Source organism: Actinacidiphila yeochonensis CN732, assembly GCF_000745345.1.
GTDB classification, from domain to species: Bacteria; Actinomycetota; Actinomycetes; order Streptomycetales; family Streptomycetaceae; genus Actinacidiphila; species Actinacidiphila yeochonensis.
Genome location: NZ_JQNR01000005.1, coordinates 173,720 through 196,705, shown reverse-complemented (window position 1 = coordinate 196,705; position 22,986 = coordinate 173,720). Strand labels below are relative to the sequence as shown.

Genomic DNA, 22,986 nt, shown 5'->3' with positions numbered 1-22,986 from the left:
ACACCGGCGCGTCAGGACCCTCCGGGTCCCGTCCCGATGCCGGACCACGCTGACAAACGTCCCCGCGTCCTGTCACTCCGCACCCTTAGTGAGACCACCCATGCCTGAAACGCTCCAGCCTGATCCCAAGCGCTGGACAGCGCTCATATTCATAGCCCTGGCCCAGCTGATGGTCGTCCTCGACGCCACCGTGGTCAACATCGCGCTGCCCTCCGCCCAGCACGCCCTCGGTATCTCGGACGCCAACCGCCAGTGGGTCATCACCGCCTACACCCTGGCGTTCGGCGGCCTGCTGCTCTTCGGTGGACGCGTCGGCGACCTGTGGGGACGCAAGAACGCCTTCATCATCGGCCTGCTCGGTTTCGCGGCTGCCTCGGCTCTCGGCGGCGCGGCGGTCGACCCGGCCATGCTCTTCGGTGCCCGCGCCCTCCAGGGCGTGTTCGGCGCTCTCCTGGCCCCGGCCGCGCTCTCCCTGCTCGCGGTGACGTTCACCGACCCGAAGGAGCGGGCCAAGGCCTTCGGCGTCTACGGCGCCATCGCCGGCGCCGGCGCCGCGGTCGGCCTGATCCTGGGCGGCGTCCTCACCCAGTACCTGAACTGGCGCTGGGTGCTCTTCGTCAACATCGCGTTCGCCGCCGTCGCCGTCGTCGGAGCCGTGGCGTATATCCGCGAGCCTGCTCAGGGCCGCAACCGCAACCGCCTCGACATCCCCGGTGTCATCCTTGCCAGCGCGGGCCTGGTCGCCCTGGTGTACGGGTTCAGCTCGGCCAGTTCCGACGGCTGGACCTCCGCGATCACCCTCGGCATGTTCGTCGCCGCAGTCGTCCTGCTCGGCGCCTTCATCACGGTCGAGCGCCGCGTCCTCGCGCCGCTGCTGCCGCTGCGGGTGGTGACCGACCGCAACCGCGGAGGCATCTACCTCTCCCTGGGCCTGGCCGTCATCGGCATGTTCGGCCTGTTCCTGTTCCTCACCTACTACCTCCAGCAGGTGCTGGGCTACAGCGCCCTGAAGTCCGGCTTCGCCTTCCTGCCGATGGTGGCCGGCATGATCACCGGCTCCACCCAGATCGGCGCCCGCCTCATGCTGCGGGTCAGGCCGCGCCTGCTGATGGGGCCCGGCTTCCTGGTCGCAGCCGTGGGTATGGCGATCCTGGCGCAGATCAAGGTCGACTCCAACTACGCCTCCGTGCTACTCCCCGGCCTGGTCCTCATGGGCCTCGGTATGGGCACCGCGTTCATGCCGGCCATGAGCCTCGCCACCCACGGTGTGCGGCCCCAGGACGCCGGTGTGGCCTCCGCGATGGTGAACACCTCGCAGCAGGTCGGCGGCTCCATCGGCACCGCGCTGCTGAACACCCTGGCCGCCTCCGCCACCGCGGCGTGGAAGACCGGCCACATCCACTCTGCCGCCGACCGGAAGAACCCTCTTCTGCTCGCCGAGAGCGCCGTCCACGGCTACTCCGTGGCCATCTACGTGGCGATGGGCATCCTGCTGCTGTCCTCGCTCCTCGCCTTCACCCTGCTCAACGCCGAAGTCCAGGGCGCCTCCGGGCGGAAGGAAGGCGAAGGCTCCGTGGAGGACGTGGCTGTCCCCGTCATCGCCCACTGACGGACCAGACCGCACCGCGCGCCCTCGCCGCCCCGGCTTCCGGGGGGCGGGGCGCGCTCCTGTTCGCGGCCCCGGCGAACTCCTGAGGAGGAGCGACTCCCGGAGAGGGTCAGCCGAACTGGAGGGAGCGCTTCGCCAGGCCCATCCAGAAGCCCTCGATGACGCTGCGCTGACTGCCGAGCTCCGCCTCGGCCGCACCCAGGGTGACGAACAGCGGGGCGAAGTGCTCGGTGCGGGGGTGGGCCAGCCGGCCCGCGGGGGCCTTGCGCCGGAAGTCCACCAGGGCGTCGACGTCCTGGGCCTGCAGGGCCTCACGCCCCCAGCCGTCGAACTCCGCCGACCAGCTCGGCGGCTGCTCGCCGCTGTGACGCAGTGCCGCGAGGTTGTGGGTGAAGAAGCCACTGCCGATGATCAGAACACCCTCGTCACGCAACGGTGTCAGCCGGCGGCCGATCTCCATCAGCTGCTCGGGGTCCAGCGTCGGCATCGACACCTGGAGCACCGGCACGTCTGCGGCCGGGAACATCTCCACCAGCGGCACGTAGGCGCCATGGTCCAGTCCGCGATCGGGCACGTCCTGCACCGGTGTCCCTGCCCCGCCCAGGAGCTTGCGCACGTCCTCGGCGAGCGCGGGAGCCCCAGGGGCGTCGTACGTCACCTGGTAGTAGTGGGCCGGGAAGCCCCAGAAGTCGTACACCAGAGGTGTCCGGGTGGTGGCCCCGATCGCCAACGGCGCCTCCTCCCAGTGGGCCGACACGACCAGAATCGCCTTGGGGCGGGGCAGCCGCGCCCCCCACGCCGCCAGTTCGCCGGGCCATACGGGATCGTCGGCGAGCGGCGGGGCGCCATGCGAGAGGTAGAGGGCAGGCATGCGCCCTGGAGCTGCCACGGACATAGCCGACCTCCTTGAGTACTGAATTCCACCGCTGACGGTAGCCGTGTTTGATTGAAGCCTCAAGAATGAAGGGCGGATGCATAGCCCCGGCGCTGCCTGCCGCGCGCTGGGTCGGTATCAGGTGCCGGAAGGACATACCAGGCCGGTGTGGGCGTACCCAGGTGGCCTCCCACAAGGCGGTGGGGTGCAGGTGCCGCCGTCGCGGACCGAACGGAGCGCCAGGACGGGGCCGCTGGGCGATCCGCGCGCCGCCGGCCCCGGCGGTGCGCGAAAAGCCGGTCACGCCATGCGCTTCTCGAACCACGCGACGTCGTGATAGCTGCCGAACTTGCGTCCGACCTCCTCGTACAACCCCACCTGCTGGAACCCGAACCGCTGGTGGACACGGACCGACGCCTCGTTGGGCAGGGTGATGCCGGCGTACGCGCGGTGCACGTCCTCGGCGGCCAGCGCATCGAAGAGCTCCCGGTAGAGAAGGGAACCCACGCCGCGCCCACCCGCGCCGGGAGCCAGGTAGATGCTCGTCTCCACCGAGGTCGAGTACGCCGGCTTGGGCCGGAACGCGCTGCTCGTCGCATATCCCAGGACGCGCCCCCCGGGACCGGGCATGCGGGCAACCAGGAGGCGGTGCGGACCGTCTTCCGGATGGGACAACAGCCATGGCCGTCGTTCATCCGGAGTGATCGGAACGGTGTCGAAGGTGATCGCTGTCTCGCGGACGTAGTGGTTGTAGATGTCGGTCAGCGCGACAAGATCCTTCTCCGTACCAGGGCTGACCAGGGCGTTCGCTTGACCGGGCATGCCATGGCCCTTCTGGGCGGCGGGACAGGGTACTGCATGATCATAAAGAACAGGCCACGACTTGGGAATTGTGTCCGTTTTCCAGTCGTTATCCACATCGGATGGGGCAGCCGAACAGGACAGGGAACCGCCGAGGCAGCACGCGCCTCCTCCGCGTAGGACAACCGACCGCACTTTCGAAAGGGAGCTCGCATGGCAACCCGTGCCGTCGCCCGTCGCAACGCAGGCGGGACCAGTAGCGTTCGCGCCGCAGGCGGGGAAGTCGCCGACCGCGACCTCGTCGGCATGTACCTGGATGAGATCGCCCGCACCCCGCTGCTCGACGCCGCGAGGGAAGTGGAGCTGTCCCGCGACATCGAGGCAGGCGTCTACGCCGAGCGGATACTCGCAGCCGACGCTGAACTGCCCGGGAGCGCCGGAGCGGACGCCAGCCGCCAAGAGCTCGAATCGCTCATCGCCGCCGGCGAACGCGCCAAGGACGTCTTCATCCGCTCCAACCTCCGCCTGGTCGTGGCCGTCGCCCGCCGGTACCCGCGCAGCGGCCTGCCCCTGCTGGACCTCATCCAGGAAGGCAACGCCGGCCTGGTCCGCGCCGTCGAGAAGTTCGACTACGCCAAGGGCTTCAAGTTCTCCACCTACGCGACCTGGTGGATCCGGCAGGCGATCACCCGATCCATCGCCGACCAGTCCCGCACCATCCGCCTGCCCGTCCACCTCGTCGAGGAACTCGGGCGCATCCGGCGCGTCCAGCGTGAGTTCAACCGCGAGAACGGCCGCGACGCCGAACCCTCGGAGATCGCCACGGAACTCGGCTCCACCCCGGAGCGGATCGCCGACGTCCTCGACTGGGCCCGCGACCCCGTATCGCTGAACATGTCCGTGGACGCGGAGGGCGAGACGGAGTTCGGAGACCTCGTGGAGGACGGCGCCGCACCCTCCCCGGAGGACTCCGTGCTGGTCATGCTGCGCCGCGAGGAACTCGACGGCCTCATCGACCGGCTCGACGAGCGGACCGCCTCCATCATCCGCGCCCGCTACGGCATCGTCGACGGCCGCGAACGCACCCTCACCGAGGTGGGCAAGGAGCACGGCCTCACCAGGGAGCGCATCCGGCAGATCGAAAAGCACGCTCTCGCCGACCTCAAGCGAATGGCCCGCGCCACCGGCCTTGACTACGAAGCCGCCTGACCCGCCCCCCCGCATCTCGGCCAAAAACATCCGCCCGCAGCGCCTTCCGGCTGTGAGGCGGCTCCAGACCCGGACCCCGGTGCATCCCCCCCGCGCCGGGGTTCGGCCTGTCCAGGGCCCACTCACCGTGCGGGGTGAGACCCTGCCTTCCATGAGTGACGACTCCGACGACCCTGCTGCAGAGCCGGCCCGCATCCGTGACGCCGAGCAGCCCGCCGGGCACCCGGGTGAACCCCACCACGAAGGACTCGGAACCCGCCTGAACTGGCTGCGAGCCGCAGTCCTCGGAGCCAACGACGGGGTGGTGTCGATCGCGGGACTCGTCGTCGGTGTGGCCGGAGCTACAGACTCCCGCTCGGCACTCCTGACCGCCGGCCTCGCCGGTCTTCTCGCCGGTTCTCTATCCATGGCGGTCGGCGAATACGTGTCGGTCAGTACGCAACTGGACTCGGAACAGGCCGCCCTCGCTCAGGAACGCGAAGAGCTCGCCACCACTCCCCAGGCCGAACTCGACGAACTAACGGGCCTGCTCGAAAACCGCGGCATTTCGCGCGACCTCGCTCGCGAGGTTGCCGAACAGCTCACCGACCGCGACGCGCTCGGCGCTCACGCGCGCGTCGAACTGGGCATCAACCCGGAGGAGCTCGTCAACCCCTGGCATGCCGCGTGGGCCAGCTTCGTGTCGTTCACCGCGGGAGCGTTGCTACCGCTCCTGGCCATCGTGCTGCCGCCGGACGGCTGGCGGCTGGCGGTCACCGTCGTATCCGTGTTGATCGCCCTTGTCTGCTGCGGCTGGGTCAGCGCCCACCTGGGCAATGCCCCTGCGCGCCCGGCGATCATCCGCAACGCCGTTGGTGGAGTCCTGGCGATGGCCGTCACCTACGCGGTCGGCACCCTTCTCAGCGCAACCGGCGTGTGAGGCCGCGACGAATGCCCTGACATGACATGACGGCTTCCGCGCTGCGACCGGCTGGGGGCTGCCGGTGAGCCTTGCTATTGTCCGTGGTTCACGGCTCGGGCGCGTTCCTCAAGGACAGCTCCGACTGCCACTGTCCCCGCGCACACCAGGCCTGCCCACAGCACTGCGTGCGTGCCGGTGAACATGCACGCCGCGACTGCCACCGCTGATACCGGCAAAACCATCTGCTGCGTCGCCCCGCGCGTGTGGCGACGTGAGTTGAGAAGCCATACGGCGAACAGGAACACCGCCGCGGGCAGCGCCACCGCCGCTGAGGCACCTCTCGTCGACACGTCGATCTCACCCACCGCGTGCTCGACTGCGATTTCCAGCCCGGCACCGATGGCCGCCGCGCTGGCGTACACGGCGAAGTGTCCGTACCCCCAGGCAAACGCCACACGGCTCGACACCAGGTGCTCCTCAATGGGCACAGCGAAGTAGATCCACCACGCGGCGAACACCAGCAGCAGCCCGCCGACCGCGATGGGCACCAGAGAGCCGAACGTCCCGTGCTCGTCCGCCGCCGACTGCACCGCCACCGTGGCAGCAGACACCGACTCACCCAGCACGATGATCGTGAAAAGGCCGTAGCGCTCTGCGATGTGGCCCGGATGCCACGACGTGGGCTGAGCCCTTTCAGCCAGCGGCGGGACCGCCAACTCTGCCGCGGCCATCAACGCGAACGCCCACACCGGAGGCGCACCATGCGGCACCAGCAGAACCATCAATCCCACCTGGCAGACCGCCACGCCACACGCGTAGTGGAAAGCGGTCACCCGAGCGCCACCGTTCTCCGCGACGCCCGCGCGGAGCCACTGCGTGACCAGCGCCAACCTCATAACGGCGTATCCGATCGCGACCAGGCGGAAGTCACCACCGTCGAAAGCACGCGGCACCCCCGCCGCCAGCATCAAGACGCCCACGATCTGGACCAGTGTCGTCACCCTGTACGGCACGTCGTCCGTGTCGTAGGCGGACGCGAACCAGGAGAAGTTCATCCAGGCCCACCAAATCGCGAAGAACACGGTCAGATAGCCGAGCACCCCGTGGCCTGGTCGCCCCGCGGCCACGGCGTGTACAAGCCGTCCGCCAACCTGTGCCACGGCCACGACGAAGCACAGGTCGAAGAACAACTCCAACGGAGTGGAAGCCCGATGCTCTTCACCGCGGTCCCGTGCCGACATGCGGCGGACGACGCCACCAGTGCGCGAGGAAGGGGGAACGCTCGGCATTCCGCGGCGCACGGCACGAGGTGAATCGCTCATGCAGGACACCTTGCGGGAGTCAGACGGGCTGGCGCACGCCAACGCGCGCGCCTGATCCCGCCAGCACTGGACAGGAGGAGCTTCAGCCGTCGCCCAGATTCGGAGGCGTGTAGAAGTCGCCGCTCAGCTCAGCAGAGCGCCACCCAGGAACTCCTCCAGTCGGCGCACGTAAGGACCGATCTCGATGCCCTGCTCGGCCAGCCACGTGTCCGAGTAGTACTTCTCGACGTAGCGCTCGCCCGGGTCGCACAGCATTCCCACGACGCTTCCCCGCTCGCCGCGCTCGCGCATCTCCGACACGATCCGGAACGCGGCCCACAGCCCCGTTCCGGTCGAGGCGCCCGCCCGGCGCCCCAGCAGCCTTTCCAGGACGCGCACGGAGGCGATCGACGCGGCGTCCGGCACCCGCATCATGCGGTCGATGGCTCCGGGTACGAAGCTGGGCTCCACCCTCTGCCGGCCGATCCCCTCGATCCGCGAGGGCATCGAGGTCGTCACCGACGGATCGCTGTCGCGCCAGCTCGGGAAGAACGCCGAGTTCTCCGGGTCGGCCACGCAGATTCCCGTCTCGGCCAGGGCGTAGCGGACGTACCGGGCCAGCGTCGCCGACGTGCCGCCCGTCCCCGCGGTCGCCACGATCCACGTTGGAACCGGGTACCGCTCCCGTGTCATCTGCCGGAAGATCGACTCCGCGATGTTGTTGTTGCCCCTCCAGTCCGTCGCCCTCTCCGCGTACGTGAATTGGTCCATGTAGTGGCCGCCGGTCTCCTCCGCCAACCGGGCCGCGGTCTCGTAGACCTCGCTCGGGTCGTCCACCAGGTGGCAGCGGCCGCCTTGGAACTCGATCAGTTCCACCTTCGCCTGGACCGTGCCGCGCGCCATGACGGCCACAAAGGGGACACCGATCAGACGGGCGAAGTAGGCCTCCGATACCGCTGTCGAACCGCTCGACGCCTCGATCACCGGACGGTCCGGCCGAATCCACCCGTTGCACAGCGCGTACAGGAACAGTGACCGGGCGAGCCGGTGCTTCAACGAGCCCGTCGGGTGGGTCGACTCGTCCTTCAGATAGAGGTCGACGTCCCAGCTCGCGGGGAGAGGGATCGACAGCAAATGGGTATCTGCGGACCGGTTGGCGTCGGCATGGACCTTCGCCACAGCCTCGCTCAACCAATGACGGTACACGGGGTCGCTTCGGTCGACGTCCTCCTCCGTCGCGGACCCGCTTGGGGGCAGGGGCACGGGAAAGGCGGTCGGCTCGGGCTTCTGCATGAGGCCAGGTATATCCGTCGCCCTCCCCCCAACCCGCACTTTGGGTACCTGTGGGTGTCGGCTTGGGCACGCGCGGCATCGGGAGTGATCTCGGCTCGCCGTACGCTGGAGAGATGAGCGCAGACCCCGAACCCGCTGCCACGCCGGACTCCCGGCCCGCTGGCGCGTCCGACGCCCAAGGCCACGGTGAAGGTGCCGTAGGGGGCCCGGGCGACGGCGACAGCACCCAGACGCCGTCAACGCGTCCTGAAGGTCCAAGGACCGGTTCCGCGACCGGCTTCGTCTTCGACGACCCACTCAGCCGGCCGTCCGCCGACGACTCGGACCGAGGTTGGGGCGACCGAGCCTCCGACGACGACTTTATCCGTTTCCTCAACGAGAAGCCCCCGCACCACCTGTGAAGCAGAGCCGTCGGGTTCGCATCGCCGCACTCCAAAGCCCTCACGAACCGGGTGGCCAGTTCCTGGCACCACCCAGCCGGGCCGTCGTCCCCCTGAGGCTGCCCCACAGCAACTCTTTCGGCCGCCGCCGAGGTTTGCTCGCCGAAGGCGGCGCCGCCAAGGGCTGCCCCGGCGTCGGGCGCCATCGGCGTCGGCTCACCTGTCTGACGGACGGGCGCCGCATCGCCAAGAGCCTGGTGAGAGCCGCGGGAGGGGGGCTCCTGACCGGCCCGGACACCGCGGTGTCCGTACGACGCAGGGCCTGCTGACCGCCCACCCGGACTGGTCCGTTGGAAGAGGGCGATCTCCCAACGCGGCCCTTCGTATCGCAGACGTCGGCGAGCCCGTGGTTCGGGACGAGAGGCATCGACGCTGTGGCCTGGTCCTACTACGCACCGGCGAGCACCGGAGCCGTTGCTCAGGCCACGTTCCCGCCAGCCGTCGTGCCGCTGACACCCGTCAGCAGGGCTCTCCGACTGGGCTTTCTCACCCAGTTGTCCTTCTGCGCCTCCGCCTGCGGCAGGCCCTGACGAGAGTCGGACACCGTCGCCTCTCGCAGACAGGCGAGTCAGCACAGTACCACCCCCAGAGGAGAGCCGGCGGCCGCGCCGGACAGAGCCGCCGCCGTCCGGCGCGGCACAGCGAGGACCACGAGAGCTCCTCCCGGCGCCGCCCCGTCGGTGAGAGGTTGCTCCGGCAGGGTAGATGCGCTCGTAGGTACCGCGACCACCGTGACCTGCGAGGCGACCACGTGCGACCCGGCGAGGACGTCGACGCGGGCGCCAGGCCGCAGCAGTGCCACTACCGCGGGGTCGGCGATCCGCACCGGCGCGTGCACCAGTCGATCGCCGGGCGCCGCCCGCAGGGCGTCGCCGGATCTCCCGGGCGAAGCGGCCGGAGCACGGGGTGGGGGAGCGCTCCGCACGGCCGAGGCTGCCAGCACTGCCGCCGCTACCGCCATCGCCGCGGCGAGCGCGCGTCTCCGTTTGTGCAGCGCAGCACCCAGCAGCCCGCGTACGCCGGCGCGGCGTAGGCGGATCGGAGGGAAGCTCGGCACCGCGCGGCGAGGCGGGGCGTAGGGCTTGGGGGCTTCCGGAGCGTACCGGTCGGAGTCACACGTGGACGGCTGCTGCGAGTCCGCGGAACTCCGGGCTCGCCGGACAGGAAGGCCGGAACCGTCGGAACCGGCCGCGGGGACGGAGAGGAGGAATCCGGGGGAGCGCACAGCAGACACCGCCTGAGGTGAGTGGAGACCCCGGCGGATGCGCCGGGATCCCCACCACGATGACGCAAAGCGGACACTGGCGTCAGAGGCCCTGTGGATAACTCTGGAGACGGCCCATCACCAGGCCCGGCCAAGCCCGGCCCGGCCCGGATAGGCGGAGATAGGCGCCTCCAGACTCCACTACCGCGCGGACGCGGGCAGGTGCCCCTTACGGCAGTGTGATGCCCGGTTCCTGCCCGCCCAGCGGATTGACGCACAAGCAGTCACGCTTGCTGGTGTCCGGCAGGGCACCGACAACATCGAAGAGGACGTCCCGCAGCCTGCCGACATTCGCCGCGAAGACCTCCAGCACCTCCTCGTGGGAGACGCCCTCGCCGGTGTCGGCACCGGCGTCGAGATCGGTCACGAGTGTCAGCGAGGTGTAGCAAAGTCCGAGCTCCCGGGCGAGAACGGCCTCCGGGTGCCCGGTCATCCCGACCACGGACCAACCCTGCGCCGCGTGCCAGACGGACTCCGCCCGGGTGGAGAACCGCGGCCCCTCCACGACGACGAGGGTCCCGCCGTCCACCGCTTCCCAACCGCCGGAACGCGCGGTGGCGACCGCGGCCTCGCGGCCCACCGGGCAGTAGGGGTCGGCGAAGGTCACATGGACCACGTTCGGCACCTGGCCGTCCGCGCGCGCCTCGCCGTCGAAGTAGGAGCCGGCGCGCGACTTCGTGCGGTCCACCAACTGGTCAGGGACAAGGAGTGTGCCCGGACCGTACTCAGCTCGCAGTCCGCCGACAGCACAGGGGCCGAGGACCTGGCGCACGCCGACCGAGGCAAGAGCCCAGAGGTTCGCCCGGTAATTGATCTTGTGGGGCGGGAGGTGATGCTCGCGGCCGTGGCGGGGGAGGAAGGCGACACGGCGCCCCGCGACCTCACCCAGGAAGAGCGAATCGCTGGGCGCCCCATAGGGCGTGTCGACCGTGACCTCCCTCACATCGCTGAGGAAGGAGTAGAACCCGGAGCCGCCGATGACGCCGATCTCGGCCTGCGTGCTGTTGCTGTCCACCATGGCGGTCACCTTATGGCGTCGCCTCAGGGCACGGCGAACCCCCGTTGCGATGGCAACGGGGGCGCACGTTCAGATCCGAGGGCCGGGGCCTCTCAGGCGGCCGAGGTGTTCTTGTTCGACGAGGAGGAACCGGTCGACGAGGTGCTGGTCGAGCTGCTCGAGCTGCTGGACTTGGCGCCGTCCGAGGACTTGCTCTCCGAGGTCGAGCTCTTTGCGGCCGGTGCACTGCTCGACGACGACCCGCGGCTGTCGGTTCGGTAGAAACCCGAACCCTTGAAGACCACGCCCACAGCCGAGAAGACCTTGCGGAGACGTCCGCCGCAGTTGGGGCACTCGGTCAGCGCGTCGTCACTGAACTTCTGCACCGCCTCAAGGGCCTCGCCGCACTCGGTGCACTGGTACTGGTAGGTCGGCACTTGCTCCTCCTGGCACTCTCACTGATTGAGTGCTAACGACGCTCAATAGTGCAGTATTTCCCGCCGTCAGTCCACTGGGACCGGCTGACGGTGACTGATCACACCCTTCGTGACCTCATCGGGCGTCTGCGGCCTGAGCCCCTTCCGCAGGGCCACCACGGCCGACAACGCCGCCGCCGTGCCGGCCATGGGGACCAGGAAGCCGCAACGAGATCCGGCGGCATCGGTCAGGACTCCCGCCGAGGTGACGGCGGCAGCCTGCCCGAGTGCCACCGCCCCGGTCATCCAGGTGAACGACTCCGTACGCCTCTCCTGAGGCACCAGGGTGTCGACCAGGGAGTACCCAGTGACAATCGTCGGTGCGATGAACATACCGACCACGAAAGCGAACAGACCCAGTGCGGGCACCGTGCGTGCCAGCCAGAGCAGCGCACAGGCCGCAGTGAGGCCGCAGAGGGCCGCGAGCAGCCTGGAACGAGGGGCGCTTCGCCACTTCAGGGTCCCGCAGACGATCCCCGAGAGCATGTTGCCGGCGGCAAAAGTGCCGTAGAGCACACCGTTCAGTCCAGGGTGCCCCGTCTCCTGTACGAAGGCCGCCACGGACACCTGCATGCCCCCGAAGACGGTGCCGATTCCGAGGAACGCCACGACCAGGGCCGGCATGCCGCGGTTCGAGAGTGCCGATCGCGGTGCCCTTCCGGCGTCCGTGGCTGTGGAAGGGGAAGAGAGCGGCGGGGCACAACGCTGTTGCATGGCGAAGAGTGAGCCGCCGACCACGGTCAGCGTGCCCTCGGCGATCAGGCCCGCTGCCGGGTGCACGGACGTGCAGAGCGCGGTGGCGAGCACCGGCCCGATCACGAAGGTGAGCTCGTCGGTCACCGATTCGAAGGCCGCGGCGGTGGCTCCCAGGGGGGAACCGCCGCCGCCCAGCGCGACGATCCAGCGCGAGCGCACCATGGGGCCGATCTGCGGGACCGTCGCGCCGGTTGGGACGGCGGCGATCAGCAGCGCCCAGGCCGGGGCGTCGGACAGTGCGAGAAGGGCCACGGCCGCCACTGAGACCGCGTGCAGCGTGATTCCCGGCAGGAGCACCTTCCGCTGGCCGTAGCGGTCCGCGAGGCGGCCGCCTCGCGGCGCGAACAGAGCCATCGACGCGCCGGTGACGGCCGCCGCCGCGCCCGCCGTTCCGTACGAGCCGGTCACATGGTCGACGAGCAGCACCATGCTGACGGTGAGCATGGCGAAGGGCTGCCGGGCGGCGAAACCGGACACCAGGAACGCCCTGACGCCGGGGGTGCTGAGCAGCCTTCGGTATCCGGCTCCTTCTGGAGGAGCAGAGGCACTTCCGGGTCCATCGCCCCGGGGGCCGGAGGTGGGCACCTTGGATGCCACAACTCGGTCTTTCTGCCACCTGGTAGTGCGCGCGCCCGCGAAGTCGCGCTCTCGCACCGAAGGCCGTCCGCTCGGCGCGTCTCGCGCACCCGGCCCTGCGTCAGGCAGTGGTTGTATCCGACAAGGACCCGTCCATCATACGGAGGACGTATACGAACCGCCGGGTGGCGACAACACGCACCGCCGGATGACGGCGGTCAGGCGCTCCCGAGCCAGCCCGCCAGCTTGCCGCCCCTGTCGACGGCTCGGAGCCGCTCCTCCGCGGAGTCACGCACGGGATCCGTCGCCACGACCAGCAGTTCGTCACCGTTGCGGAGCGTGGTCGCCGGCAGGGGGACGAAGCTGGCGCCGTCGCGTACGACCAGCGTGACGGCGGCGCCGCGAGGGAGCCTCAGCTCCCCGACCTCGACGCCGTGCATCCTGGAGCCGCGCGGGATCGCGACCGACAGCAGATGGCCCCGCAGCCGTTCCAGAGGCGCCGATTCGATGCCCAGGTCGGCGGCTCCCCTCCCGTCCCCCAGGCGCAGTCGTCGCGCCACCCAAGGAAGGGTCGGTCCCTGGACCAGCGTGTAGATGATCACAAGGACGAAGACGATATTGAAGATCCGCCGGCTGTCGCTGATGCCCGACACCATCGGGATGGTCGCCAGCACGATGGGTACGGCGCCGCGCAGGCCTGCCCAGGACATCAGGGCCTGGTCCCGCCATGGGATCCGGAAGGGCGTCAGGCTCGCGACGACGGACACGGGACGTGCCAGCAGAGTCAGGAAGAGCCCGATGACGATTGCGGGGACGACGTCGTCGCCGAGTTCATGCGGGGTGACCAGGAGGCCCAGGAGTACGAAGAGCCCGATCTGGGCGATCCAGCCCAGGCCTTCGGCGAAACCGCGCGTGGCAGGCCGGTGGGGGAGTTTGGCGTTGCCGAGGACCAGGGAGGCGACGTAGACGGCCAGGAAGCCCGAACCGTGGGCGAGGGCACCGGTCGCGTAGGCAGCGACGGCGATGGCCATCACCGTGATCGGATACAGGCCGGACGCGGGCAGTGCGACGTGTCTGAGCCCAAAGGCGCCGATCCATCCGATCGCCAGCCCGATCGCCGCCCCGATGGCGAGCTCCAGAAGTATCTGCCCGGCCAGCTCGTACCACGGCGCGACGTGCCCCGTCGTGGAGAAGGCCACCACGAGGATCACCACGGGGGCGTCGTTGAACCCGGATTCGGCCTCCAGGACCCCGGTCACCCTCTTGGGCAGTGAAACGTTGCGCAGGACGGAGAAGACGGCCGCCGCGTCGGTCGACGACACCACCGCACCGATGATGAGGGCTTGCCGCCACTCGAGCCCCACCAGGTAGTGTGCCGCGGAGCCGGTGACGAGGACGCTCACCAGCGTGCCGACCGTGGCCAGAACGGTCGCAGCGGGCATCACCGGTCTGATCTCGTGCCACTTCGTGCCGAGGCCGCCGTCGGCGAGGATCACCACGAGCGCCGCGTAGCCGAGTACCTGGGTGAGCTGGACATCGTCGAAGGTGAACCCGAACAGGCCGTCCTGTCCGATGACCACACCGATACCGAGATAGATGAGGAGGGTGGGAAGGCCGCTGCGTGAGGCCAGCCGCACGGTGACAGCGGCGACCAGGAGGACCAGGGCGCCGATCAGCAGGATCTCGTTCAGGTGGTGGACGGTCAGGGGCCCGATCCTTTCAGCTTCTTACCTTGGCTAATATTTTACCCTTCCTTGACGTTCGCCGTTCTGGGGGTCTGGCCGCCCTGACGCCGCGTCCTAGGAGCACAGCCCGTGCGCCTATGGTTGCCCTTGCACCACGAGCACGTCGGATCACCGGTTCACCCTGCCCCTTGAAGGACAGCGATGCCCGCACGGAAGAAGTCCCGCCGCCTACGCCTGATCGTGATCGCATTCGTGCTCCTGTTGGTCGCGGGTGTCGGATATGGGTCGTACTGGAGCGTCAGCACCGTGCGCGCCTCCTTCCCTCAGACGACCGGCTCCCTCCACCTCAAGGGCCTGTCCGCCCCTGTGGACGTGGAGCGGGACGGCAACGGCATCCCGCAGCTGTATGCCGACACCCCCGAGGACCTCTTCCGCGCCCAGGGCTACGTCCAGGCCCAGGACCGCTTCTACGAGATGGATGTCCGCCGCCATCTCACCGCCGGCCGCCTGTCGGAGATGTTCGGCTCGGGCGAGGTCGAGACGGACGCCTTCCTGCGCACCCTCAACTGGCACGGTGTCGCCCAGGAGGAGTACGACACCAAGCTCGACGCCACCACCAAGCAGTACCTCCAGGCGTACACCGACGGTGTCAACGCCTACTTGAAGGACCACAGCGGCTCGGCCCTGTCCCTCGAGTACGCGGCCCTCAAGTTCAAGAGCGGCTACAAGCCCGCTCCCTGGACGCCGGTCGACTCCGTCGCCTGGCTCAAGGCGATGGCCTGGGACCTGCGCGGCAACATGCAGGACGAGATCGACCGCTCGCTGATGACCAGCCGTCTCAGCCAGGCGCAGATCAAGCAGCTGTACCCGGACTACCCCTACGATCGGAACAGTCCGATCGTCACCACGGGAACCGTTGACAGCAGTACCGGTGACTTCGGTGCGGATTCGTCCTCGTCCAGCCCTCAAGGGCTGAACAGCGCTGTCGACAGCCAGCTGGCAGGCATCTCCCAGATCGTCGACCAGATGCCCGCGCTGCTCGGACCCAACGGCACCGGTATCGGCTCCAACTCCTGGGTGGTCTCGGGGAAGTACACCACCACGGGTGAGCCCCTGCTCGCCAACGACCCGCACCTGGCGCCGGAACTGCCGTCCGTCTGGTACCAGATGGGTCTGCACTGCCGCACGGTGAGCAACGCGTGCCCGTACGACGTCACCGGTTACACCTTTTCCGGCATGCCCGGTGTGATCATCGGACACAACCAGGACATCGCCTGGGGCATGACCAACCTGGGTGCCGACGTCACCGACCTCTACTTGGAGAAGGTCACCGCCAACACCTACCTGTACGACGGCAAGCAGGTCCCGTTCAAGACCCGCCGCGAGACGATCAAGGTGGCGGGCGGGAAGTCGCGCACGATCACCGTGCGGGAGACGAACAACGGACCGTTGATCTCCGACCGGGACGACCAGGCCCGCGCCGTCGGAGAAACCGCTCCCGTCAGCGACCCGCCGGGCGGGGTCAACAGCGGCTACGCCGTCGCCCTGAAGTGGACCGCCCTGATGCCGTCCAAGACCATGGACGCCGTCTTCGAACTGGACCGGGCCACTGACTTCGACAAGTTCCGGCAGGCGGCCAGGGACTTCGCGGTGCCCTCGCAGAACCTCATCTACGCCGACACCAAGGGCAACATCGGCTACCAGGCGCCCGGTCTCGTGCCGATCCGGCCCGCCGGTGACGACGGGGCCTGGCCGGAGCCCGGATGGGACTCCAAGTACGCCTGGACCGACAGGTACGTCCCCTTCAAGGCGATGCCCTACGAGTACAACCCGCCCCAGGGATACATCGTCACCGCGAACCAGCCCGTGGTCGACCAGGACAAGTACCCGTACCTGCTCTCCGCGGACTGGGACTACGGGACCCGGAGCCAGCGGATCAACGACCTCATCGCGTCCAAGATCAAGGACAACGGCAAGATCTCCATGGACGACATGCAGTCCATGCAGAACGACGACAGCAGCGAGATCGCCAAGCTGCTGGTGCCCTACCTGCTGAAGGTCGACATCACCAACGACAAGGGTGACTACGTCAAGGACGCGCAGCAGCTCCTCCAGGGATGGGACTACAACCAGGATTCCGATTCGGCGGCCGCGGCCTACTTCAACGCTGTCTGGCGCAACGTCCTCAAGCTCGCCTTCGGCAACAAGCTGCCCAAGGAGCTCAGGCCGAAGGGGCAGTGCCTCAGGGTTCCCCCCGCCGGCCAGACAGGTCCCGTGGACGACCTGAGCGGTCAGGCGAAGACGGTCGAGGAGTGCGGCGAGCGCGACGCCGACGAGGCGCAGCCCGACGGCGGCGACCGCTGGTTCGAGGTCGTCCGCGACATCCTTCCGGACTCCGACAACCCCTGGTGGACGATGTCCACCACCGCGTTCTTCGGCAGCGACACCAAGAAGTCCGACCACAGCACCCGCGACCAGCTGCTGGCGCAGGCGATGAAGGACGCCCGCTACGAGCTGACGGCGAAGCTCGGCAAGGACATCGACACCTGGAGCTGGGGCCGGCTGCACAAGCTGGACCTGAAGAACCAGACCCTTGGCACGGACGGCCCCAGTGTCGTGCAGTGGATGCTCAACCGGGGCCCCTGGGAGCTCAGCGGAGGTGAGGCTGCCGTCGACGCCACCGGGTGGAACGCCGCTGGAGGCTACGACGTCGTGTGGGTGCCGTCCATGAGGATGATCGTCAACCTTCAGGACTTCGACAAGTCCCGCTGGATCAACCTCACCGGAGCCTCCGGGCACGCCTACAACGCCCACTACACCGACCAGACATCCCTCTGGGCCAATGGCGAGCTGCTGCCCTGGTACTACTCGGCAGGACGTGTCGGCAAGGCAACCCAGGCGAAGATGGTGCTCACTCCTTAGCCACCCGGCGGGAGCGCGCGAACCGGCGGATGCCCGAAGGGGTGACTGCCGCGTCCACGAGGTGGTCATGCGGTTCACGGGGGACCGCGTCGACCACCTCGTGTGCGTAGAGCAGGACGACCAGCTGCGGACGGGCGTCCGAGCGGTCCAGCCGCGACAGCACTCTGTCGTACGACCCGCCCCCGCGCCCCAGGCGCACGCCTCGCGCGTCCACGGCGAGTCCGGGCAGCAGGATGGTGTCCGCCTGGAGCACCGATTCCGGACCCAGGCGGTGGGACACGGGCTCCAACAGCCCGCGCGGTGTTGGAGCGAGAGTGTCCTGCCCCTCGTACGGCGCCCAGTCGAGATCGTTGTCAGGCAGGAGTACGGGGAGAAGTACGCGCGTCCCCCTGCGGTGGAGGGCCCGGATCAGCTCGTGAGTCCCGGGTTCGCTACCCATGGAGACGTAGGCGGCCACCGTCCCGCCGTTCCGTACTGACGGCAGCTCCCGTACGATGCCCGCCAGTGCATCCGCGGCCACCTGGCGTTCAGCGGCAGTCAGTCCGCGTCTGGCCTCCAGGAGGCCGGACCGCAGCTGCCGCTTCTTTGCGCGGATTCCTTCCATATCATGACCAAACATATCCATCAGACACATTCCATCAGCTCTTCATCTTCTGCACATTCACCGCCGCTATGGTGCCGCCATGACGAGTACTCGCGCGCGGATCTCCAAGGCTGTCATCCCTGCAGCCGGTCTCGGCACCAGGTTCCTGCCGGCTACCAAGGCGACGCCCAAGGAGATGCTCCCGGTGGTCGACAAGCCGGCGATCCAGTACGTGGTGGAAGAGGCTGTCGCCGCTGGTCTGTCGGATGTTCTGATGATCACAGGGCGCAACAAGCGTCCCCTGGAGGACCACTTCGACCGCAACTACGAGCTCGAAGAGACCCTCACGCGCAAGGGTGACGACTCCCGCCTCGCCCGGGTGCGGGAGTCCAGCGACCTCGCAACCATGCACTATGTACGGCAGGGCGATCCCCGAGGACTTGGCCACGCCGTCCTCTGCGCCGAGCCGCACGTAGGGGACCAGCCCTTCGCCGTCCTTCTGGGTGACGACCTGATCGATCCCCGCGACCCGCTGCTGTCGCGCATGATCGCCGTCCAGGAGCAGTACGGCGGCAGTGTCGTCGCGCTGATGGAGGTCGATCCCGCGAGCATCCACTTGTACGGATCTGCCGCCATAGAGGCCACTGGCGAGGAGGGCGTGGTCCGCGTCACCGACCTTGTGGAGAAGCCCGAGGCCGCGCAGGCGCCGTCGTGTTATGCGGTCATCGGCCGATATGTCCTGGACTCGGTCGTCTTCGAAACGCTCAAGAAGACCCGACCGGGACGCGGAGGCGAGATCCAGCTGACCGACGCCCTGCGGGAGCTGGCCCACCGCGATGACAAGGGCGGCCTGGTGCACGGCGTCGTCTTCAACGGACGCCGTTACGACACCGGCGACAGGGCCGACTACCTGCGTGCGATTGTCCGACTGGCATGCGAACGTGATGACCTGGGGCCGGACTTCCGAGCCTGGCTGCGTTCGTACGTCAACGAGGAGATGCAAGAGTGAGTCAAGGCGCCGACCGGGTGTGGTCCGTCTCCGAGCATCTGGACAGCATCCTCGGACAACTGCGGCCGCTCGATCCGATCGAACTGCCGCTCCTCGACGCCCAGGGATGCGTCCTCGTTGACGATGTCACCGTGGTGGCCTCGCTGCCGCCGTTCGCCAACAGCTCCATGGACGGCTACGCCGTACGCGCTGCCGACGTGGAAGCCGCCACCCCTGAACACCCAGCCGTCCTCGACGTCATCGGCGACGTGGCGGCCGGAGTCGGCGAGTTCCCCGCCGTCGGCCCCGGCCAGGCTGCCCGGATCATGACCGGCGCCGCTCTCCCGCCGGGCGCTGAGGCCGTCGTTCCCGTGGAGTGGACCGACGGAGGCACCGGCGAAGGCCCGGCGGAATCCATGACGGCATACGCCGACGACCCTTCCGGCGCCACCGGAGAGGTGCGGGTGCACCGCCCGGCCACTGCGGGGCAGTTCGTCCGGGAGCGTGGGAGTGACGTCTCCGTCGGCGAGCTCGCCCTGGCGGCCGGAACCGTCCTGGGTCCGCCGCAGATCGCCCTGCTGGCCGCCATCGGCCGCGGCACCGTCGCGGTGCGGCCGCGGCCGCGCGTCGTGGTCCTCTCCACCGGCAGCGAACTCGTCCCGCCCGGCCAGGAGCTCGGTCCGGGCCGGATCCACGACTCCAACAGTTACGCCCTGACCGCCGCCGCCCGGGCTGCCGGAGCCGTCGCGTACCGAGTGGGTGCCGTGCCGGACCAGGTGGAGACGCTGCGCGCCACCATCGAGGACCAACTCATCCGCGCCGACGTCATCGTCACCAGCGGCGGGGTGAGTGTCGGCGCGTACGACGTCGTCAAGGAGGCGCTGTCCAGCCTGGGCGGATCCTTCGGGGAACAGGCGGAGAGCGCCGCGGGACACGTCGATTTCCGGAGGCTTGCGATGCAGCCGGGCAAGCCGCAGGGCTTCGGCCGGATCGGCCCTGACCGGACACCGCTGCTCGCTCTCCCGGGCAACCCTGTCAGCGCCTACGTGTCCTTCGAGTTGTTCGTCCGGCCCGCGATCCGCACCCTTATGGGTGCGAACGACGTTCATCGGGATGTCGTACGGGCCGTATGCACGCAGGCCGTCGACGGATCACCGGAGGGACGGAGGCAGTTCCTGCGGGGTCGGTACGACAAGCAGTCCGGAACGGTCACCCCTGTGGGTGGCGCCTCATCCCACCTGGTCGGAGCACTGGCCCAGGCGGATGCACTGATCGTCGTACCGGAGAAGGTCACCGCCTTCGCCGCCGGCACCGAGGTCGACGTGGTGGTACTCGACTGACCAGGTCTCTTCGGGGCGCGCGGCCCCCCGCAGCAGGTGAGCCTCCGGGCCGGTACGGTGTCTGCCCAAGAGACCGCACGGGAGAACGATGACCAGCCCGCAGCAGCACCTCACCCATGTCGACGAGGCGGGAGCCGCCCGCATGGTCGACGTTTCCGCCAAGGACGTCACCGCGCGCACCGCCCGAGCGACGGGTCGCGTTCTCGTCGCTCCGCGTGTCGTGGAACTGCTGCGCGGTGACGGGGTGCCGAAGGGCGATGCCCTGGCAGTGGCCCGTGTCGCCGGCATCATGGGCGCCAAGCGCACCCCCGAGCTCATCCCCCTCTGCCACCCGCTGGCCGTGGCCGGCGTGACGGTGGATCTGGCCGTGGCCGACGACGCCGTCGAGATCACCGCCACGGTGAAGACCACCGACCGCACCGGTGTGGAGATGGAGGCCCTTACAGCCGTCGCCGTCGCCGGACTGACCATCGTCGACATGGTCAAAGCGGTCGACAAGGGCGCCACGGTGACCGACGTGCGGGTCGAGGAGAAGACCGGCGGCAAGTCCGGCGACTGGCGCAGGCCGTGACGGACAAGCCGGACCCCCGGCCCCGCGCCCTTGCCGTCACCGCGTCCAACCGAGCGGCGGCCGGCGTCTACGAAGACCGCGGTGGCCCTCTCGTGGCCGCTTCGCTCGCCGACCTGGGCTTCGACGTCGACGGCCCCCGCGTCGTCCCCGACGGCGACCCTGTCGCCCAGGTGCTCAGGGAAGCCGTCGCGGAGGGATACGACCTTGTCGTGACCACCGGCGGTACCGGCATCTCACCCAGCGACCGTACCCCGGAGGCCACCCGGACGGTCCTCGACTACGAGGTCCCCGGCATCGCCGAGGCGATCCGGGCCGCGGGCCGTGAGAAGGTACCCGCGGCCGTCCTCTCGCGCGGGATCGCCGGTGTTGGCGGCCGCACCCTGGTGGTGAACCTCCCGGGATCCACCGGCGGCGTTAAGGACGGCCTGGCCGTTCTCGCTCCCCTCCTTCTGCACGCCGTGGATCAGATCCGCGGTGGCGATCACCCGCAAGAGCAGTCGGATCACCATCCTTCCGATGATGATCCGCATTCCGTCACTGGGAGACCGAGCTGAACGGGTCATGGCCCGCCGAACTGGTGGACGGTGACATCACCCTCCGCCCAATCCGGATGCGCGACCAGCGTGCCTGGCGCGAGGTCAACCGCCGCAACCGTGAGTGGCTGCGCCGTTGGGAGGCGACGGTGCCCCCGGCGCCTCCTGGTCACGTCGTCCAGCGCCCGACCTACCGTCAGATGGTGCGGCATCTGCGACGAGAGGCGAATGCCGGGCGCATGCTGCCGTTCGTCATCGACTACCAGGGGCGGCTGGCCGGCCAGCTCACCGTCGCCGGCATCACCTGGGGGTCCATGTGCTCGGCTCACATCGGCTACTGGGTCGACGAGGCGGTTGCCGGACGCGGGGTGATGCCCACCTCCGTGGCGCTTGCCGTCGACCACTGCTTCCGGCGGGTCGGGCTGCACCGGGTGGAGGTGTGCATCCGCCCGGAGAACGGTCCCAGCCGTCGAGTGGCGGAGAAGCTCGGCTTCAGGGAGGAAGGGCTGCGCCCGCGCTATCTCCATATCGACGGAGGATGGCGTGATCATCTCGTCTACGCACTGACCGCCGAAGAGGTGCCGGACGGGCTCCTCAACAGGTGGCGACAGGCCAGGCCGGGTAGACAGCCGGGCACGCACCTAAAATAACACTGTCGTTCGATTAAGAATGTCTATCGCACAAAAATCTCGCCGTATCAGCCAGATCGTGCGACACGCCGAGCCGAATTGCCATGAGGGTGCCACGTTCGGCCCTACCGTGTAGGTCGTGAGCAGTAGCGGCCTCATCTACGCAGTCATCGTCGGGGCCTGGGCCGCCTACCTGGTGCCGATGTGGCTCCGCAGGCAGGACGAGCTCAACGAGGCGCGCCCGACGGAACGCTTCAGCACCGCCATCCGGCTGCTGTCCGGACGGGCGGCGATGGAGCGTCGCGTCGCCAAGGCGCGCGGCGACGGCGCCCCGTCGCCCGACGTCCAGGAACAGACTGGAGGCGAGGAGCAAGGCGCCGACGAGCCCGTCCTGGGTGACGCGGTCGATGTGCGTGGCCTCGCGGTCCCCGTCACGGAGGTACGCAAGCCCGCGTCGCGTTCCGGTGCCGCACCTGCCCCCGCGGGCCTTCAGCAGGCGCAGCGTGCCACCGTGCTCGCGCGGCGGCGCCGCACCACGACGCTGCTCTTCCTTGCCTTCACCGCCGGCGCCATCGCCGCGGCTGTCGGCGGCGTCGCGTTGCTCTGGGCCCCCGCGGTGCCCGCAGTGCTCCTCACTCTCTACATCGGCCAGATGCGCCGCCAGGAGCGGCGACGCTACGAGGTGCGGATCGATCAGCGCCATGCCGTCGAGGCCGCCCGCCGCCTCCGTGCGCCCAGGGCGCCGAAGTCGGCGCCTGCGACGGCCGGAGAGGATCGGCCGGCGCCGGCTGCAGGGGCCGGCTCGCAGCTGCGCTCCGAGATGGGCCCGGTGCCGGCGCGTTCGGTTCGTACAGCTGACCGCCGTGCCGTCGTCGAGCAGACCGACCACGCCGAGTGGGTCGACCAGCAGCGCAGCCCGACGGCTGACGCTGACGGCTGGGACCCGGCCCCCGTGCCGTTGCCGACCTATGTCACCGCCCCCGTAGCTCCGCGCAGTCCGGGGCCCGGCGCCTCGGACTCGTGGAGCCCGACAACGTCGGGGTCTGCTCCCGGTGAGCGTCCTCAGGGCCACGAGGAGCGCGACGCGGAGCCCGCTGGCGGTCCCCGCGGCCACAGGGGTGAAGCCCCGTCGACGCCACGGCGCCCTCGCGCCTCTCGCACGCCGCTCTTCGACCAGTACGAGGACCCCGCTCGGCGGCGCGCCGCCAACGAGTAGCCGCCCGCTGTCCGGGGGGCCC

Annotated in this window: 19 protein-coding genes; 10 read left to right on the top strand and 9 right to left on the bottom strand. The window is 69.1% G+C overall.

Features of this window, described 5'->3' with window-relative positions:
- Positions 1-100: 100 nt before the first annotated feature.
- On the top strand, positions 101-1,609 hold the full coding sequence (locus tag BS72_RS12985) for an MFS transporter (protein ID WP_037910522.1): 1,509 nt from the start codon (positions 101-103) through the stop codon (positions 1,607-1,609).
- Positions 1,610-1,718: 109 nt separating this feature from the next.
- Here the strand turns inward: BS72_RS12985 and BS72_RS12980 are convergent, their stop codons facing one another.
- Both BS72_RS12980 and BS72_RS12975 read right to left on the bottom strand, forming a co-directional pair.
- Complete coding sequence (locus BS72_RS12980; RefSeq protein ID WP_037910520.1) at positions 1,719-2,504, bottom strand: dioxygenase family protein; 786 nt, start codon at positions 2,502-2,504, stop codon at positions 1,719-1,721.
- A 279-nt stretch (positions 2,505-2,783) separates the two neighbouring features.
- Positions 2,784-3,305, bottom strand: coding sequence for a GNAT family N-acetyltransferase (locus BS72_RS12975; RefSeq protein ID WP_037910517.1), 522 nt, complete (start codon positions 3,303-3,305; stop codon positions 2,784-2,786).
- A gap of 192 nt (positions 3,306-3,497) precedes the next feature.
- Between BS72_RS12975 and BS72_RS12970 the strand changes: the two genes are divergently transcribed.
- A complete protein-coding gene (locus BS72_RS12970; protein ID WP_037910514.1) occupies positions 3,498-4,493 on the top strand; it encodes a sigma-70 family RNA polymerase sigma factor in 996 nt (331 codons plus the stop codon).
- 151 nt (positions 4,494-4,644) lie between these two features.
- Positions 4,645-5,412, top strand: a complete 768-nt coding sequence (locus BS72_RS12965) for a VIT1/CCC1 transporter family protein (protein WP_078901323.1) — start codon at positions 4,645-4,647, stop codon at positions 5,410-5,412.
- Positions 5,413-5,486: 74 nt separating this feature from the next.
- On the opposite strand, the gene BS72_RS12960 is transcribed toward BS72_RS12965, so the two are convergent.
- From BS72_RS12960 to BS72_RS12940, 6 genes are all read right to left on the bottom strand, one after another.
- Entirely contained in the window at positions 5,487-6,683 is a 1,197-nt protein-coding gene (locus tag BS72_RS12960; RefSeq protein ID WP_051951058.1) for a low temperature requirement protein A, read from the bottom strand.
- A 156-nt stretch (positions 6,684-6,839) separates the two neighbouring features.
- Positions 6,840-7,988, bottom strand: a complete 1,149-nt coding sequence (locus BS72_RS12955) for a PLP-dependent cysteine synthase family protein (protein WP_037910510.1) — start codon at positions 7,986-7,988, stop codon at positions 6,840-6,842.
- Between the two features lie 1,873 nt (positions 7,989-9,861).
- Entirely contained in the window at positions 9,862-10,710 is an 849-nt protein-coding gene (locus BS72_RS12950) for an S-methyl-5'-thioadenosine phosphorylase (protein ID WP_037910508.1), read from the bottom strand.
- A gap of 92 nt (positions 10,711-10,802) precedes the next feature.
- On the bottom strand, positions 10,803-11,126 hold the full coding sequence (locus tag BS72_RS34000; protein ID WP_078901319.1) for an FmdB family zinc ribbon protein: 324 nt from the start codon (positions 11,124-11,126) through the stop codon (positions 10,803-10,805).
- A 66-nt stretch (positions 11,127-11,192) separates the two neighbouring features.
- The gene (locus BS72_RS12945) at positions 11,193-12,506 is read right to left on the bottom strand and encodes an MFS transporter (RefSeq protein ID WP_407639037.1); all 1,314 of its coding nucleotides are present in this window, start codon (positions 12,504-12,506) and stop codon (positions 11,193-11,195) included.
- Positions 12,507-12,715: 209 nt separating this feature from the next.
- Positions 12,716-14,212, bottom strand: coding sequence for a potassium/proton antiporter (locus BS72_RS12940; RefSeq protein WP_232792605.1), 1,497 nt, complete (start codon positions 14,210-14,212; stop codon positions 12,716-12,718).
- A 171-nt stretch (positions 14,213-14,383) separates the two neighbouring features.
- On the opposite strand from BS72_RS12940, the gene BS72_RS12935 reads away from it, so the two are divergent.
- Entirely contained in the window at positions 14,384-17,104 is a 2,721-nt protein-coding gene (locus tag BS72_RS12935) for a penicillin acylase family protein (RefSeq protein ID WP_037910504.1), read from the top strand.
- Here BS72_RS12935 and BS72_RS12930 read toward each other — a convergent pair.
- Positions 17,094-17,708 carry a 5-formyltetrahydrofolate cyclo-ligase gene (locus tag BS72_RS12930; RefSeq protein ID WP_037915538.1) on the bottom strand — a complete coding sequence of 205 codons (615 nt, stop codon included), beginning with the start codon at positions 17,706-17,708 and terminating at the stop codon, positions 17,094-17,096. The two genes, BS72_RS12935 and BS72_RS12930, sit on opposite strands and share 11 nt — an antisense overlap.
- A gap of 79 nt (positions 17,709-17,787) precedes the next feature.
- On the opposite strand from BS72_RS12930, the gene galU reads away from it, so the two are divergent.
- From galU to sepX, 6 genes are all read left to right on the top strand, one after another.
- On the top strand, positions 17,788-18,696 hold the full coding sequence (gene galU, locus BS72_RS12925; protein WP_037910502.1) for a UTP--glucose-1-phosphate uridylyltransferase GalU: 909 nt from the start codon (positions 17,788-17,790) through the stop codon (positions 18,694-18,696).
- Entirely contained in the window at positions 18,693-20,015 is a 1,323-nt protein-coding gene (gene glp, locus BS72_RS12920) for a molybdotransferase-like divisome protein Glp (protein ID WP_037910499.1), read from the top strand. Before galU ends, glp begins: the two co-directional genes overlap by 4 nt.
- Before the next feature lie 88 nt (positions 20,016-20,103).
- Positions 20,104-20,586, top strand: coding sequence for a cyclic pyranopterin monophosphate synthase MoaC (moaC, locus tag BS72_RS12915; RefSeq protein ID WP_037910497.1), 483 nt, complete (start codon positions 20,104-20,106; stop codon positions 20,584-20,586).
- Entirely contained in the window at positions 20,583-21,140 is a 558-nt protein-coding gene (locus BS72_RS12910; protein WP_078901317.1) for a MogA/MoaB family molybdenum cofactor biosynthesis protein, read from the top strand. Before moaC ends, BS72_RS12910 begins: the two co-directional genes overlap by 4 nt.
- The gene (locus BS72_RS12905; RefSeq protein WP_198545990.1) at positions 21,137-21,769 is read left to right on the top strand and encodes a GNAT family N-acetyltransferase; all 633 of its coding nucleotides are present in this window, start codon (positions 21,137-21,139) and stop codon (positions 21,767-21,769) included. The genes BS72_RS12910 and BS72_RS12905 overlap by 4 nt, the downstream gene beginning before the upstream one ends.
- A gap of 118 nt (positions 21,770-21,887) precedes the next feature.
- Entirely contained in the window at positions 21,888-22,964 is a 1,077-nt protein-coding gene (gene sepX, locus BS72_RS12900) for a divisome protein SepX/GlpR (RefSeq protein WP_037910495.1), read from the top strand.
- The last annotated feature ends 22 nt before the right edge of the window (positions 22,965-22,986 follow it).